The sequence below is a fragment of the Hydrogenophaga sp. OTU3427 genome (assembly GCF_038440225.1).
Classification (GTDB): Bacteria; Pseudomonadota; Gammaproteobacteria; order Burkholderiales; family Burkholderiaceae_C; genus Hydrogenophaga.
On record NZ_JASATI010000033.1, the window covers coordinates 38,684 to 53,648 of the forward strand.

Sequence of the window (14,965 nt, forward strand, 5' to 3'; positions counted from 1 at the left end):
GGGCACACCGATGTCAAGGCGTCGCGGTCGGCGGCGTGGGGACGGTCCGCGGGGGGGCGCCCAGCGGGTTGTCCATCAGCGGCCGGTTGGGCGCGGGCATCTGCGCCGGCAGCACCGGGGCCTCGTTGATGCCCAGGATGCTGCTGGGCGTGGGCTGCACGTCGCGCTGCGCGGCGCGCAGCATGTCGTAGCGGTCCTGGGTGAGGCTGTCGGTGTGGCGGCCGTCGCGCAGCACCACCGGGCGCAGGAAGACCATCAGGTTGCTTTTCTTGCGGGTGCGCTTGTCGTTCTTGAACAGGTTGCCGAAGACCGGGATGTCGCCCAGCCCGGGCACCTTGTCCTGTTTGCCGTCGTAGCCGTCCTGCAGCAGGCCGCCCAGCACCACGATGGCGCCGTCGTCCACCACCACGGTGGACTCGATGGAGCGCTTGTTGGTCACCGGCCCGGCGGTCGAGGTGGTGGTGCTCTCCACCACATTGCTGACCTCCTGGAACAGGGTCATCTTGACGGTGCCGTCCTCGCCGATCTGGGGACGCACGCGCAGCGTCAGGCCAACGTCCTTGCGTTCGATGGTCTGGAAGGGGTTGACGGCGCCGTTGTTGCTGTTGTTGTTGGTGTATTGGCCGGTCACGAAGGGCACGTTCTGGCCGATCACGATCTTGGCTTCTTCGTTGTCCAGCGTCAGCAGGTTGGGCGTGGACAGGACGTTGGCATCGCCTTCGGACTCCAGGAAACGCGCCAGCGCGCCCAGGTAATAGGTGCCGTTGATGCGCGGCGCCAGCGCGATGTTCAGACCGGTCTGGGGCAGGGCGGTGATGTTGCTGGCGCTCTGGGCGGCCAGGTTCAGGATGTTGCCGGCGGTGCCGAAGTTGGTGCCGATGGCACCGATCAGGCCGCTGCCGGCGCGGCCCACCAGGCCCTGCCACTGGATGCCGAACTCGGCCGCCTTTTCAGCGCTGACCTCGACGATCAGGCTTTCCACGTAGACCTGGGCGCGGCGGCTGTCGAGCTTTTCGATGACGGCGCGCAGCTGGCGGAATTGGGGTTCGGGCGCGGTGATGATCAGCGAATTGGTCGAAGGGTCGGCCTGGATCTGGCCGCCGGTGCTGGGGCCGGCGTTGGCACTCAGCGGCGTGTTGGCGGCCGAGGTGCCGGTGGTGGCGCCGGCCGCGATGCCGGTGTTGCGTGCCATGCCGGTGCCGCCGCCGCCCAGGCCGGTGGATGCGCCGGACAGGCCGCCCGTGGTGGTGCCCCCTTCACCGGCCATGGCCGCCCGCAGGGTGGTGGCCAGCTGGGCGGCGTCGGCGTTCTTGAGGTGCACCACGTGGATGTTGCCGTTGGCGTTGTCGCTGCCTGGGCGGTCGAGTTTTTCCACCAGCGACCGCACCAGCGCCACGCGGGCCGGGTTGGCCGCGCGCAGCACCAGCGAGTTGCTGCGCGGTTCGGCCATCAGGGTGGTCTTGAAGCTGTTGTCGGCCTGGCCCGGGGCGCTGGCGGCGGGCGCCGCGCCGCCGGTGTCGATGAGCTTGAGCACCAGCGGCGCGAGGTCGCTGGCCACCGCGTGTTTGAGCGGGATCACCTCCAGGTCGCTGGCGTTGGACACGTCCAGCGCGGCGATGATGCGGGCGATGCGCTGCAGGTTGTCGGCGTAGTCGGTGATCACCAGGGCGTTGCTGCCCGGTGTCACGTTGATGGTGTTGTTGGGGCTGATCAGCGGGCGCAGCACCGCCACCAGGTTGTTGGGCGATTCGTGGTTGAGGCGGAAGATCTGCGTCACGACCTGGTTGCCGCCCGGCTGCCGCGCGCCGTCGGTGGCCACCGCGACGCCCGAGCTCTGCAGCTTGGCCTCGGCCTCGGGCACCACCTTGTAAAGCCCCTGGGCCTCCACCAGCGCAAAGCCCTGCAGGCGCAGCGCGGCGGTGAACTGGTTGAAGGCCTGGGCCGGCGTGACCGGCCGTTCCGTGGCCAGGTTCATGCTGCCCTTGACGCGTGGGTCCACCACCACGTTGCGCCCGGTCAGCGTGGCCATGGTGCGGGCCACGGCTTCGATATCGGCACCCACGAAGTTGAGCGTGATGGGCTCGCCGGGGCGTGCGGCAGGGGTCGGTGCAGGCACCACGGGCAGCGGCGCCTGTGCCACCGCCAGCAAGGGCAGGATGCTCAGCAGGGCCACCAGCAGGGGGCGGGGGGAAAAGGGATGCGGAAATCCATGCATGGTCTTCATCCTAGGGCAATCCGCGAGCGGCGACCGCTGCGCTGGCCCACAATGTTCAAGAGATTGGACAGCGCGGCCTCGGCGCCTTCGCGGGCCTCGGCTTCGCCGGAAAATCGCAGCCGCCCGCCGACCCACTGGCCTTCGCCGCGCAGCGCCAGGGCGCCGTCGAGGGTGCTGAGCAGCAGGCGGGTGGCGTCGCCCGCACCATCGGTGGGGGCCTGCAGCACCAGGCGGTAGCTGCCCAGCGGGCGCAGGGTCGAGAGCTGGGACGACAGCGCCAGCGCGTCGAGCTGCAGCGCGCCGGCCAGTTGCAGGCGCCCGGCCTGCCAGGTGGCCCGCAGCCCCTGGCTGTGCAGCCGAAGTTGCCCGTCAAGCTGCAGGGTGTTCCAGGGCGTGCCCAGCCCCGCCAGCAGTTGGGTGGGCCATTGGCTCTGGTGGGGGCCCAGGCTCAGGCTGACGCCGCCCCAGCCCGGGCGCAGCACCCAGTCCATGCCGGCGGAGGTGCAGCAGGGGGCGTTGAGATGGAGGCGCAGCACGGGCGCCTGGTCCCAGCCCGGCGACAGCCGCCAGCGCAGGCCCTGGGGCAGGGCGGTGGCGTCGCGGCTGCCCGGGCCGCCGGTCAGCAGCAGGTCGGCCTGGCCGCTCCACACCGTGCCGCTGGCGTTGGGCCACAGCACATGCCCGCCGCTGGCGCGGGCCACGCCGTCTGCCAGCCAGCGCGCCGGTGCGAACAGCAGCAGGGCGAGCGCCAGGCCCAGCAGCCCTCCCAGCCAGGCGCAGCGCTGCGGCAGCGTGGCTGCGGGTGTCGTTCGGGCGCGGTTGGGCCGGCGCGGGACGGCGGGCTTCATGGCGTCCCGGCCAGCGCCGCGCCGCCCAGCACCACCGTGCCGCTCCAGCGGGGGGCGGTGTTGTCGCCCGCGCGCTGCAGGCGCGATTCGATGGGCAGCAGCCGTGCATTGAGCCGGGCCTGGGCCAGCCATTGGGCCAGGGCCTCGGGGGTGGCGGCCGTCAGTGTCACGGTCACACGGTCGCCCACCGGTTCGATGCGGGCGCTGGCGCCGAGGGTCTGTCGGGTGGCGGTTTCCAGCGCCCGCAGGCTGTCGGCCCGGGGCAGGGGCTGGGCACGCTGGCGCTCCAGCAGGCCGCGGGCTTGCTGGGCCATGGCCCGCACCTCGGCCAGTTGCCGGTCGGCCACGGCTTGTTGGGCGGGCACGGCGCGCAGCGCGCGCAGGGCGGGCGCCAGGGCCACGGCCCACAGCAGGTAGGCCCCCAGCACCAGCAGGGCCAGACCCAGCGCGAGCCGTTCGCGCGGCTGCAGGCGTTGCGCGAAGGCGCTGAAGGCGGCAAATGGGGCGTTCATCAGGGGCGGGCCTTGAGGGTCAGGACGGCGGGCTCGCCCGCGAGTTGCACGGTCCAGCCCGCTTCCTGCAGTTCGGCCTGCCAGCCGGCGTCGGCGGTCGTGGGCTTGAAGCCGCGCAGGACCACGTCGCTGGGACCGAATTCCAGGCTGCTGAACTCGGGCGCGGCCTGGGCCAGCGCCTGCAGCACCGACTCGAGGTCGCGCGACGAGGCCTCGCCGGCGTTCTGCCGCAACTCGGCCAGCGCGCGGCGCATCTGCAGCGGCGCGTCCAGCACCAGCGTGGTCTGGGGGAAGGTCTGGGTCAGCAGCTGCCGTGCCTGGGCCTGGGTGGCCAGCAGGTGTCGGCGGCTTTGCCAGGCCTGGACGTTGAGCGCGGCGACCTGCAGCAGCACCACTGCCACCAGGCCCCAGCGCGCCGGGCGCCAGGCGGGTGCGTGCAGCAGGCTGCGGGCCGTGTCGCGCAGCCACTGGCCGCGGCGGGCCTGGGCCGACTGGCTGAATTCGAACTGCGCCAAGTCCCATGGGCCCTGGGCGCTGCGCAGCCAGCGTTCGGGGGCGCTGGCGATCTCGGGCGCGCGGCCGAGCAGGCGCTCGGCGGCCGCGGCGCAGGCCGGCTCGGCCACGCAACTGGGCGTTTCGCTCGCCACCTCGGCTGACACCGACGCCAGCAGCGCGGCCAGGCCGGCCGATGGGGTGTGCTCGTCCACGGCCACCGCCACCACTCCGTGGGGGCCGCTGGCGGCCAGCCAGGTCTGGCCAGCGCATTCAAAGGCCTGTTGTGCCACGGTGGCCTGTGGCCACAGGGCCGGGGCGATGCGGCTCACCGGGCGGCCGGCGGCTTGCAGCGAGGCCAGCGTGGCGCGCAGCCAGGCGGCGTCGCAGGCGGCCACCCACAGGGTCTGGCCGGCCCGGGCGCCGGGCTCCAGCGCCAGGTGCAGCAGGCTGGCGTCGTCCAGCAGGCGGTCTTCGAGCAGGCCGTCGAGCACCGCGCGCAGGCGCGAGACCGGTGCCTTGGGACAGGCCACGTGGTGCCACGACAGGCGTGGCGGTGGCACCAGCAGCACACACGCGGCATCGGCCGGTAAGGCGCTGGCGGCGGCGATGCCGTGGCTGTCGACCCGCTGGCCATCGGCGGAGCGCACCCAGCACCATTCGGGGGCGCCGGGGTCGACTTGGGCGTGGGACTCGCTGGGGGTCAGTACAAGCACAGGGTGTTCTCGGCTGTCGGTTCGGGCCTCATTGTAGGGAGCCCCCCGGGCGGCGCCGCTCACGCCACAGGGTCTGGATGTCCTGGCCGCCGCTGCCGCCACGGTCCACCAGCGAGACTTCTTCGACCACCGTGTCGTCCAGGCGCAGGCGGCCACGCACTTCGAAGAAGCGGCTGGTGGTCTGGAAGCGGTCGCTGGCGGCCAGCGCCTCTTCCAGCTGGGGGAAACGCCGCTTGACGTCGGCGACGGTGGGGAAGTGCGCGGTGGCCCGCTGCACCACCAACTGGCGGGCGAGGGCCATGTCGGTGCCGGGCAGGGCGGCGAACAAGGCCTCGGCGCTGGCGGTGTTGAGGTTGAGGGCGGTGCGCTGCGGCAGCCAGGTGGCGTGGGGCGCCAGGGCCCGCAGGGTGGGCGCCGACAGGCCCAGCCAGCCCAGCTGCGACCAGCGGCTGGGCAGCAGCGGCGCGCCGGGTCGCTGGCGGCCGGCGGGCGTCTGGTCCAGCGCGGCCTGCAGGCGCATGAGGCACAGCGCAAGTTCACCCGGCGACAGACCCAGCTGCTGGAACAGGCGTTCGAAGGCGGTCACGTCGGCGGCCGAAGGTATCGCCTTGCCGTCGCTGGTCTGCACCAGGTTGTAGAGGTTGAGCCGGCCTTGCTGGTCGGTGATCTCGCCCGACAGAAAGGCCTCCAGCGTGTTGTCGGCGTTCTGGTTGCGGTCGGCGGCCAGGAAGCTGGACAGACGCGCTTCGGCCAGCGGCAGGGCCCAGGGTTCGCCCAGGTGGTCGGCGGGTTCGTTGCGGTTGGCGTTCTGGTCTTCGCGCAGGATCAGCCGCGCCCAGTCGAGCGCACCGCCCAGCACCCAGCTGGCCTGCACGCGGGCGCGCTCGGCGCGCTCCACCGCCAGCGCGCGCCACTGGTGCCAGAGGGCGGCCGTGCTCAGCGTGGCCACCAGGGCCACGGTCAGCATGGCCATCAGCAAGGCGGCGCCGCGCTGGTGGGGGTGCTGAGCCCGGCTCACGAGCGCCGCCTCGTCACCACCGGGCGCACCCAGTCGCGCTGCAGGCGCCCGGGCAGCGTGGCGTTGTCGGGCAGTTGCAGCACCAGCCGCACGCCGTCGGGCAGGGTGGGCGCCGTGCCCGCGTCGCCGGAGGCGGTGCCGGTCGCCGAGAGCGGATTTGTCCAGGCGTCGCCGCGGTAATAGAACAGCTCCCAGCCGCTCAGGGGCAACAGGCGCACCTCGCCGGCCACCGGACCACGGCCGTTGTCGGTCCATTGGGCCGCGAGCTGCCAGGCCTGCTGCAGTTCGGACCGCTGGCGCAGGGGTGGCGATTGCCAGCGTGCCCACTGGCCGCTGGTGCTGTGCCGGGTCCAGGCGACCACCCGAAGCCCGGCGCTCTGGTGTTCGTTGTCCAGCGCATCGCGCCGGATCAGGCGCAGCACCCGGCCGTCGTAGTCGATGGCATTGAAATCGACCTGAGGCAACACCGCGTCGAGGTCGGCCACCCACTGGCCCAGCGCGCCCTGCAGTTCGCCCAGCGCCTCGCTGCGTTCGCGCACCACCGCCTGGGTTTGCGCCATGCCGTCGATGGCCCGCCAGCTCATCAGGCTCAGCATGGCCATGATGGCGATGGCGACCAGCAGCTCGACCAGCGTAAAACCGCGTCCGGAGCGCGGTCCGCGACGCATGACGCAGCAGAACCGGGGGACACCGCCGGGCCGGCTTTGCCGGATGGCTGGTGTCGCCCCCTTGAGGGGGGATGCGGCCACGCGCAGCGGGCAAGCGACGGGGGTGGGCTTCATCTCAATAGCGTCCGAGGACCGTGGACAGGCCCAGCAGGACGTTGCCGGCGTTGGACGTCGGATCGTCCACCCGCGCCTCGATGCGGCGGAAGTTGGGGTTGGGCGTGGCCTGCACACCCAGGCGCACCCGCAACTGGCGACCGCCCTGTTCGCAGTTGGTTTCGCTGTCGCCGACGCCGGGCCACTGGCTGGACAGGCGCAGCCGCGCCAGTTCGTTCTCGGCGCAGAGTTGGGCCAGCCATTGTTCTGTCTGGCGCTCGGCTTGCTGGGTGAGGGCGGCGGCGGCCTTGAAGCCGGCGCTGAGGGTGAGCGCGACCACGGCGAGCGCGACCATGATCTCGATCAGCGTGAAACCCCGGGCCTGGCGTCGTGGCATGGGTCGTTCAGCGGCTCGCTGCGTCCGACCCATCGGGCGCAAAACCGCGCTGGCCGTTGCTGGCCAGCGCCAGCTGGCGGCCTTCCAGGCGAAGCAGCACACGTTGGGGCGGACCCAGCGGTTCGGGGCCGAGCACCAGTTCGCGCGCACCGGCGGGGTCGGTCACATAGGCCTGGGTGCCCGCCGCCAGCCAGGCGCGCGGCTCGGCCAGCGACTCGGTGCGGTCGCTGCGCGGCGTGGCGCCCAGGAATTCAAAACCCTCGGCCGTGGCCCGCCAGACGATGGGCACGCCGCTGGTGCGCGACTGCGCGCGGGCGATGTCGAAGAGGCTGGCCAGGCGCAGGGCCTCGCGTTCCAACTGCTGCGCCTGACCGTCGCGCAGACTGAAGCTCACGCCCGCACTGACCAGCGCAACCAGCGCCACCACCACCATCAGCTCCAGCAGGGTGAAGCCATTCAACGCGGGGCCGAATGTTTGAGCGCGGCAAGAACCGGGCCTCCGCCGGGCCGCTCCCAAGGCGGCCCAGCCCCCTTGGGGGGCAGCGACCCGCGCAGCGGCGGAGCGTGGAGGCCATGTTTCGCCGCCGGGCCGCCCCAAGGCGAAACAGCCCCCCTGGGGGGCAGCGACCCGCGCAGCGGCGGGGCGTGGGGGCCATGTTTCGCCGCCGGGCCGCCCCAAGGCGAAACAGTCCCCCTGGGGGGCAGCGACCCGCGCAGCGGCGGAGCGTGGGGGCCATGTTTCGCCGCCGGGCCGCCCCAAGGCGAAACAGCCCCCCTGGGGGGCAGCGACCCGCGCAGCGGCGGAGCGTGGGGGTCTCATCTCACTGCCAACTGCCAATATCCGCATCCAGGCCTTCGCCGCCGGGCTGTCCGTCGGCGCCGAGCGACAGCACGTCGACATCGCCACGCAGGCCGGGGTTCAGGTACTGGTAGGGCCGACCCCAGGGGTCGTTGGGCAGTTTGTCGACATAGCGGCGCCAGTTGGGTGGCACCGGGTTGGCGCTGGGGCGCGCGGTCAGGGCGGCCAGGCCTTGTTCGGTGGTCGGGAAACGCTGGTTGTCCAGCTTGTAGAGCTTGAGCGCCTGCACCAGGTTGCTGACGTCGGTGCGGGCCGCCGTGATGCGGGCGTCGTCGGTGCGGTCCAGCACGTTGGGCACGATCAGGGCCGCGAGCACGCCAATGATCACCAGCACCACCATCAGTTCGATCAGGGTGAAGCCGCGCTGCAGCGCGCGCGCCATTCGATGGGGACGGAGCCAGGTGTTCAAACAATTTCTCCCGAGGGATGATGGGTTGCGGTCAATGATAATCGGCCACCATGAACGCCTTGCCACTGACCCGTTCCCGTCCCTCACCGGGCCAGGGCCGCCCCTGGGTGCCGGCCCTCGCCGCGGGCACCGTGTGGCTGCTGGTGGCTTTCTCCGCCGGCCACTGGGGCTTGCGCTGGTGGGGGCAGCCGGCGCCACAGGCCTTGCCGGTGCTGCCGGTGGCCGAGCGCGGCATCGATCCGGCGCGCGTGGCGGCCACGCTGGGCGCGCGTGCCGACGTGGCGGCGCCGGCCGTGGCCGCGCCCGCGGTGGACAGCCGCCTGCGCTTGTTGGGCGTGGTGGCCGGGCGCCAGGGGCAGGGTGCCGCGCTGATTTCGGTGGATGGGCAGCCGCCCAAACCGCACCGCGTGGGCGCCACGGTGGTGGATGGCCTGGTGCTGCGTGCCCTGGGGCCGCGCCACGCGGAGCTCGACGGCAGTGCCGGGCGCGTGCGACTGGAATTGCCGGCCGCCAAACCTTGAGCCGGGTTCATGTCGCTGGCGTGCTGCCCGCGGCGCATGAAGCGACGCAGCCGGGGATGCCGCCGATCTGGCTTCGCCAGTCGGCTGGCATCGCCCCTTGAGGGGTGACGCCGAAGGCGGCGCGGGGGGAGCTTTATCTCAGGCCTTGAGGAAGAGCCGGTAGACCGGGTTCTGGGTTTCTTCCACGCAGGGGTAGCCCAGGGTACCGAGGAACTTGGCGAAAGCCTTGTCGTCCTTGGTCGGCACCTGCAGGCCCACCAGGATGCGGCCGTAGTCGGCGCCCTGGTTGCGGTAATGGAACAGGCTGATGTTCCAGCCCGGGCGCATCAGGCTCAGAAACTTCAGCAGGGCGCCGGGGCGCTCGGGGAACACGAAGCGCAGCAGGCGCTCGTCGTGGGCCAGCGGCGAATGGCCGCCCACCATGTGGCGCACGTGTTCCTTGGCCAGTTCGTCGTGGGTCAGGTCCAGCGTGGCGAAGCCGTGTTTGCCGAAGTTCGCCGCGATCTTGGTGCTTTCGCCCTTGGCGTGGGTGGTCAGGCCCACGAACACATGGGCCTGGGCGCTGTCGCTGATGCGGTAGTTGAACTCGGTCACGTTGCGCGGGCCGCCGGGCAGGTTGCCGATCAGCTCGCAGAATCGGCGGAAGCTGCCGCGTTCCTCGGGGATGGTCACCGCGAACAGGGCTTCGCGCTCCTCGCCCACCTCGGCGCGCTCGGCGACGAAGCGCAGGCGGTCGAAGTTCATGTTGGCGCCACACAGGATGGCGGCGAAGGTCTGTCCCTTGGCCTTGTGGGTGGCCACGTACTGCTTGATGGCCGCCACCGCCAGCGCGCCGGAGGGCTCGACGATGCTTCGGGTGTCGACGAAGATGTCTTTGATGGCGGCACAGACGGCGTCCGTGTCCACGGTCATGAACTCGTCCACCAGCTCGCGCGCCACGCGGAAGGTTTCCTCGCCCACCAGCTTGACGGCGGTGCCGTCCGAGAACAGTCCGACGTCGGGCAGGGTCACGCGCTGGCCGGTTTCGACCGACTGCATCATGGCGTCCGAGTCGTTCATCTGCACGCCGATGACCTTGACCTCGGGGCGCACGGCCTTGATGTAGTTGGCCACGCCGCTGATCAGGCCGCCGCCGCCGATGGCGACGAACACCGCGTCCAGCGGGCCCTGGTGCTGGCGCAGGATTTCCATGGCGATGGTGCCCTGGCCAGCGATCACGTCCGGGTCGTCAAAGGGGTGGACGAAGGTCAGGCCTTCCTGCTTTTCGAGCTTGACCGAGTGGCCGTAGGCGTCGGAGTAGCTGTCACCGAACAGCACCACCTCGCCGCCCAGGGCCTTGACGGCGTCGACCTTGACCTGGGGCGTGGTGGTGGGCATGACGATCACCGCGCGCACGCCCATGCGGTGGGCGCTCAGGGCCACGCCCTGGGCATGGTTGCCGGCCGAAGCGCAGATGACGCCACGCTTGAGCTGCTCGGGTGAGAGGTGGGCCATCTTGTTGTAGGCGCCGCGCAGCTTGAAGCTGAACACCGGCTGCTGGTCCTCGCGCTTGAGCAGCACCTTGTTGTGCAGGCGCCGGCTCAGGTTGCGGGCCGGCTCCAGCGCCGATTCCGTGGCCACGTCATAGACCTTGGCGTTCAGGATCCGCTTGAGGTAATCGGCCGGGGTGAGGCTGGTCAGCGGGCTGGAGGTCTTGGCGGCGGAAGGCTTCTTGGCGGGCATGGCGTGGGCATTCAATGACGGGGGCAGCCCTCCATCATACGAAACGAGGTTTCGTGGGCCTGTGCGGACCTTGATCCGCCTGCCAGGCCAAGGTGGGCCAACGCGGGCAAAAAAAAAGCACAGGCGGTTGCCTGTGCTTTTTTGCTGGCCTGTCCGGTTGTTCGCCCCCGGCTTGCCGACCAGCACCTCCCCTGTTGTTCTTCTCGTCGACGTGGCGGTTGCCGCTCCCTGGTTCCGTCCCCTGTTTCCACTCCCTGCCGCCGCTCTCTTGTTGTTCCCTGACCTGACCTCTTGCCGGGTGGTGTCGGAGTGAGTGAATGGTAGGCGGGGCGGGACAAGGCGTCCAATGTGAAATGCGACAAAAAACATTTCACAATACTCATGGCCCGCGCTCATGGGCCACGGCAGGCGCCCGGCTGGGTGTTCACATGCCCACGTAGTTGGGCCCGCCGCCGCCCTCGGGCGTGACCCAGACGATGTTCTGCGTCGGGTCCTTGATGTCGCAGGTCTTGCAGTGCACGCAGTTCTGCGCGTTGATCACCAGCTGGTCGGCGCCGTCCTTGTTGACGAACTCGTACACACCCGCCGGGCAGTAGCGGCTCTCGGGCCCGCCGAACTTGTTCAGGTTGATGTTCACCGGCACGCTGGCGTCCTTGAGCGTCAGGTGCGCCGGTTGCTGCTCCTCGTGGTTGGTGTTGCTCACGAACACGCTGGAGAGCCGGTCGAAGCTGATCTTGCCGTCCGGCTTGGGGTAGCTGATCTGCGGCATGTCCGCCGCCGGGCGCAGCGCCACGTGGTCGGGCTTGCTGCCGTGCAGCGTCCAGGGCGGGCTCTGCACCCCCAGCTTGGGCAGCAGCCACTGCTCGATGCCCGTCATCGCCTGGCCCACCAGCTTGCCCTTCTTGAACCAGAGCTTGAAGTTGCGCGTCTGCTGCAGCTCCTCGTTGAGCCAGCTCTTCTCGAAGGCTTGCGGGTAGGCGCTGAGTTCGTCCTGCGCACGGCCCGCGGCCAGCGCATCGGCCAGGGCGTCGGCGCACAGCATGCCGCTCTTGATGGCCGCGTGGCTGCCCTTGATGCGCGCGGCGTTGAGGTAGCCGGCGTCGCAGCCGATCAGCGCCCCGCCCGGGAACACCGTCTTGGGCAGGGCCTGGGGCGTGCCGTTGTTGATGGCGCGCGCACCGTAGCCCAGGCGCTTGCCGCCCTCGATGTGGGCCTTGATGGCCGGGTGCGTCTTCCAGCGCTGCATCTCCTCGAAGGGCGACATCCAGGGGTTCTGGTAGTCCAGCCCGATCACGAAGCCCAGCGTGACCTTGTTGTCCTCCAGGTGGTAGAGGAAGCCGCCGCCAAAGGTGTCGTCCGTCATGGGCCAGCCGGCGGTGTGCACCACCAGGCCGGGCTTGGCCTTGTCGGCGGGGATTTCCCACAGTTCCTTGATGCCGATGGCGTAGGTCTGCGGGTCCTTGCCCTCGGTCAGGTTGAACTTGGCCAGCAGTTGCTTGCCCAGATGGCCACGCGCGCCTTCGGCGAACACGGTGTATTTGCCCAGCAGCTCCATGCCCAGCTGGAAGCTGTCCATGGGCTCGCCGTCCTTGCCCACGCCCATGTTGCCGGTGGCCACGCCCTTGACGCGGCCCATCTCGTCGTACAACACCTCGGCGGCGGCGAAGCCGGGGAAGATCTCCACGCCCAGGGCCTCGGCCTGCTGGGCCATCCACTTGACCACGTTGGACAGGGAGATGACGTAGCAGCCATCGTTGTGGAAGTTGCGGGGCACGAGCCAGTCGGGGGTGCGGGTGGCGCCGGTCTCGGACAGGAAGAGCACGTCGTCGCCGGTGACGGCCTGGGCCAGGGGGGCGCCGAGTTCCTTCCAGTCGGGGAAGAGTTCGGTGATGGCGCGCGGGTCCATGACGGCGCCGGAGAGGATGTGGGCGCCGGGCTCGGAACCCTTCTCCAGCACCACCACCGAGATCTCCTGGCCCTTCTGCGCGGCCACCTGCTTCAAGCGGATGGCGGTGGCCAGCCCGGCCGGGCCTCCGCCAACCACGACCACGTCGTATTCCATGGATTCGCGGGGGCCGTGCTGCGCCAGTATCTCTTCGTGGGTCATGAAAGCTCTCGATAGGAAGTGGTGGTGTCACCCATGCCACCCGGGAGCGGGCGGGGCAGGGCAGGCTTGTCTTGCTCGCGACGGATTTTAGTGGGGCTTGAAGGACAATCGTGGACTTGTCATTTTCACGTCAGCTTTTTCGCCCCGGGAGTCCCCCATGTCATACCAGATCGATTTGTCCGGCCGTGTCGCCTTGGTCACCGGCGCGTCCAGCGGACTGGGCGCCCAGTTTGCCCAGACGCTGGCGCGCGCGGGAGCGGCCGTGGTGCTGGCCAGCCGCCGGGTCGACAAGCTGCAAGACCTGCGCGCGCGCATCGAGGCCGAGGGCGGCGACGCCCATGTGGTGGCCCTGGACGTCACGCGCCACGAATCCATTCAGTCGGCGGTGGCCCACGCCGAAACCGAGGTCGGGCCCATCGACATCCTGGTCAACAACTCCGGTGTCAGCACCACCCAGCGCCTGCAGGACGTGAGCGAGGCCGATTACGACTTCATCTTCGACACCAATGTCCGTGGCGCCTTCTTCGTGGCGCAGGCGGTGGGCCAGCGCATGCTGGCGCGGGCCAAGGGCGCCGCGCCAGGCACCTTCGTGGGCGGGCGCATCATCAACATCGCCAGCACCGCGGGCCTGAAGGTGCTGCCGCAGATCGGCGTGTACTGCATGAGCAAGGCCGCCGTCATTCAGATGACCAAGGCCATGGCCATTGAATGGGGCAAGTTCGGCATCAACACCAACGCCATCTGTCCGGGCTACATCGACACCGAGATCAACCACCACCACTGGGCCACCGAAGGCGGGCAGAAGCTCGTCAGCATGCTGCCGCGCAAGCGTGTGGGCCTGCCACGCGACCTCGATGCGTTGCTGGTGATGCTGGCGAGCAAGGAAAGCGACTTCATCAACGGCGCGGTCATCGCCGCCGACGACGGTTTTGCGATCTGAGGCGGTGGTGGCGGGGCCACCGCACACGGCCGCTGCCATCGCCGCCCGGCGGCGCACCGCGGTGGGCCTGCTGGCCGGCCTGGGTGCGGGCGCGCTGTGGGGCTTGGTGTTCGTGGCGCCGCGCATGGCCCAGGGCTTCGCGGCCGTGGACGTCGCCTCGCTGCGCTTCATCACCTTCGGGCTCATGTCGCTGGCACTGATGGTGTGGGGGCTGTGGCGTGGCGCGATCCGCCCCACCGGCGTCCAGGTGCGTGCCGCGCTGGGCCTGAGCGTGTTGGGCTTCACCGGCTACTACACGCTGCTGGTGCTGGCCATCACCTGGGCCGGCACCGCCGTGCCGGCCTTGATCATTGGCACCATTCCGCTGTGGGTGATGGTGCTGGGCAAACCCGAGCACCTGGGTTGGCGCCAGCTGTGGCCCGGCCTGCTGTGCACCGCGGCCGGCCTGGCGCTGATGGTGTCCGTGGATCTGCGGCATGTGTCTTGGGGCTCGACCACGGCCGGGCACTATGGCTGGGGCATCGCGCTCGCCCTGTTGTCCATGCTGAGCTGGACCGCCTTCGCGCTGCTCAACGCTCGCTGGGTGCGTGCCCATCCGGAGGTGGATTCCGCGCAGTGGACCAACTGGCTGGGTGTTTGCACCGGCCTGGGCGCCGGGTGCTTGTGGCTGGCGCTGGGCACCCCCTGGACACAACTCGCGGCCTTGCCGGGTCTGGGCCTGTCCTTGGGCGTCTGTGTCTTCACCGGCGTCGGGTCGGCCTGGCTGGCCTCGCTGCTGTGGACCATGGCCAGCCGGCGCCTGAGCGCCAGCCTGTGTGGCCAGCTCATCGTCAGCGAAACGCTGTTCGCGCTGATCTATTCCTTCGTGTGGGACGCCAGCTGGCCACTGCCCGTGCAGTGGCTGGCCGCCATCCTGTTTGTCCTGGGCATCGTGGCCTCGGTGCGTGCGCACCGTGAGCCCGCCATTGAAGAGGTACACCTGTGAAACTGGAACTGCCGAGCCACAAGAAGCTGGTCCATGAAATGACCCTGCCCATCCGCTGGGGCGACATGGACGCCATGGGCCATGTCAACAACACGGTCTATTTCCGCTACATGGAGGTGGCGCGCATCGACTGGATGACCCAGATTGGCTGCCCGCCACGGCCCGACGGCGAGGGGCCCCTGGTGGTCAACGCCTTCTGCAACTTCCACCAGCAGCTGGAGTACCCGGGCGATGTGCGGGTGCGCACCTATGTGAGCGATCCCGGCCGCAGCTCTTTCGAGAGCTGGTGCCTGCTCTCGCGGGGTGACGACCCCGACAATGTGTACGCCTCGGGTGGTGCGACCACGGTGTGGGTGGATTACCAGGCCAAACGCTCGGCGCCCATGCCGGAGTGGTTGCGCTCCATCGTGGCTTGATTTTTGGGGAGGATGGGTTGGCGGGATCGGGGTGGCAGGGTGCCCTG

Annotated in this window: 15 protein-coding genes; 4 read left to right on the top strand and 11 right to left on the bottom strand. The window is 70.1% G+C overall.

Annotated elements, in window-relative coordinates; genetic code table 11:
- Positions 1-13: 13 nt before the first annotated feature.
- The 9 genes from gspD to gspG all read right to left on the bottom strand — a co-directional run bounded on the left by gspD (position 14) and on the right by gspG (position 8,200).
- Complete coding sequence (gene gspD, locus AAHB17_RS17495) at positions 14-2,215, bottom strand: type II secretion system secretin GspD (protein ID WP_342131954.1); 2,202 nt, start codon at positions 2,213-2,215, stop codon at positions 14-16.
- 5 nt (positions 2,216-2,220) lie between these two features.
- Entirely contained in the window at positions 2,221-3,063 is an 843-nt protein-coding gene (gene gspN, locus AAHB17_RS17500) for a type II secretion system protein N (protein WP_342131955.1), read from the bottom strand.
- Positions 3,060-3,575 carry a type II secretion system protein GspM gene (gene gspM, locus AAHB17_RS17505; protein WP_342131957.1) on the bottom strand — a complete coding sequence of 172 codons (516 nt, stop codon included), beginning with the start codon at positions 3,573-3,575 and terminating at the stop codon, positions 3,060-3,062. Before gspM ends, gspN begins: the two co-directional genes overlap by 4 nt.
- Positions 3,575-4,783, bottom strand: a complete 1,209-nt coding sequence (gene gspL, locus AAHB17_RS17510) for a type II secretion system protein GspL (RefSeq protein ID WP_342131958.1) — start codon at positions 4,781-4,783, stop codon at positions 3,575-3,577. The genes gspM and gspL overlap by 1 nt, the downstream gene beginning before the upstream one ends.
- A 28-nt stretch (positions 4,784-4,811) precedes the next feature.
- Complete coding sequence (gspK, locus tag AAHB17_RS17515; RefSeq protein ID WP_342131959.1) at positions 4,812-5,801, bottom strand: type II secretion system minor pseudopilin GspK; 990 nt, start codon at positions 5,799-5,801, stop codon at positions 4,812-4,814.
- Complete coding sequence (locus AAHB17_RS17520) at positions 5,798-6,469, bottom strand: prepilin-type N-terminal cleavage/methylation domain-containing protein (protein ID WP_342131960.1); 672 nt, start codon at positions 6,467-6,469, stop codon at positions 5,798-5,800. Before AAHB17_RS17520 ends, gspK begins: the two co-directional genes overlap by 4 nt.
- Before the next feature lie 115 nt (positions 6,470-6,584).
- Positions 6,585-6,959, bottom strand: coding sequence for a type II secretion system minor pseudopilin GspI (gene gspI / locus AAHB17_RS17525; RefSeq protein WP_342131962.1), 375 nt, complete (start codon positions 6,957-6,959; stop codon positions 6,585-6,587).
- Positions 6,960-6,966: 7 nt separating this feature from the next.
- Positions 6,967-7,419: a prepilin-type N-terminal cleavage/methylation domain-containing protein gene (locus AAHB17_RS17530; protein ID WP_342131964.1), complete on the bottom strand. Its 453-nt coding sequence runs from the start codon at positions 7,417-7,419 to the stop codon at positions 6,967-6,969.
- A 361-nt stretch (positions 7,420-7,780) separates the two neighbouring features.
- Positions 7,781-8,200 (bottom strand): type II secretion system major pseudopilin GspG, encoded by a 420-nt coding sequence (gene gspG / locus AAHB17_RS17535; RefSeq protein ID WP_342131972.1) that lies wholly within the window; start codon positions 8,198-8,200, stop codon positions 7,781-7,783.
- A 77-nt stretch (positions 8,201-8,277) separates the two neighbouring features.
- Here gspG and AAHB17_RS17540 point away from each other — a divergent pair, with 77 nt between their 5' ends.
- Entirely contained in the window at positions 8,278-8,748 is a 471-nt protein-coding gene (locus AAHB17_RS17540) for a type II secretion system protein N (RefSeq protein WP_342131965.1), read from the top strand.
- A 138-nt stretch (positions 8,749-8,886) separates the two neighbouring features.
- Here AAHB17_RS17540 and ilvA read toward each other — a convergent pair whose 3' ends face one another.
- Entirely contained in the window at positions 8,887-10,470 is a 1,584-nt protein-coding gene (ilvA, locus tag AAHB17_RS17545; protein ID WP_342131966.1) for a threonine ammonia-lyase, biosynthetic, read from the bottom strand.
- Between the two features lie 424 nt (positions 10,471-10,894).
- Entirely contained in the window at positions 10,895-12,577 is a 1,683-nt protein-coding gene (locus tag AAHB17_RS17550; protein ID WP_342131967.1) for an electron transfer flavoprotein-ubiquinone oxidoreductase, read from the bottom strand.
- Between the two features lie 157 nt (positions 12,578-12,734).
- Between AAHB17_RS17550 and AAHB17_RS17555 the strand changes: the two genes are divergently transcribed.
- The 3 genes from AAHB17_RS17555 to AAHB17_RS17565 are packed head-to-tail and all read left to right on the top strand — an operon-like array spanning position 12,735 to position 14,918.
- Positions 12,735-13,517 (top strand): SDR family oxidoreductase, encoded by a 783-nt coding sequence (locus tag AAHB17_RS17555; RefSeq protein ID WP_342131968.1) that lies wholly within the window; start codon positions 12,735-12,737, stop codon positions 13,515-13,517.
- 7 nt (positions 13,518-13,524) lie between these two features.
- A complete protein-coding gene (locus AAHB17_RS17560; protein ID WP_342131969.1) occupies positions 13,525-14,502 on the top strand; it encodes a DMT family transporter in 978 nt (325 codons plus the stop codon).
- A complete protein-coding gene (locus AAHB17_RS17565; protein WP_342131970.1) occupies positions 14,499-14,918 on the top strand; it encodes an acyl-CoA thioesterase in 420 nt (139 codons plus the stop codon). The genes AAHB17_RS17560 and AAHB17_RS17565 overlap by 4 nt, the downstream gene beginning before the upstream one ends.
- Positions 14,919-14,965 lie beyond the last annotated feature (47 nt).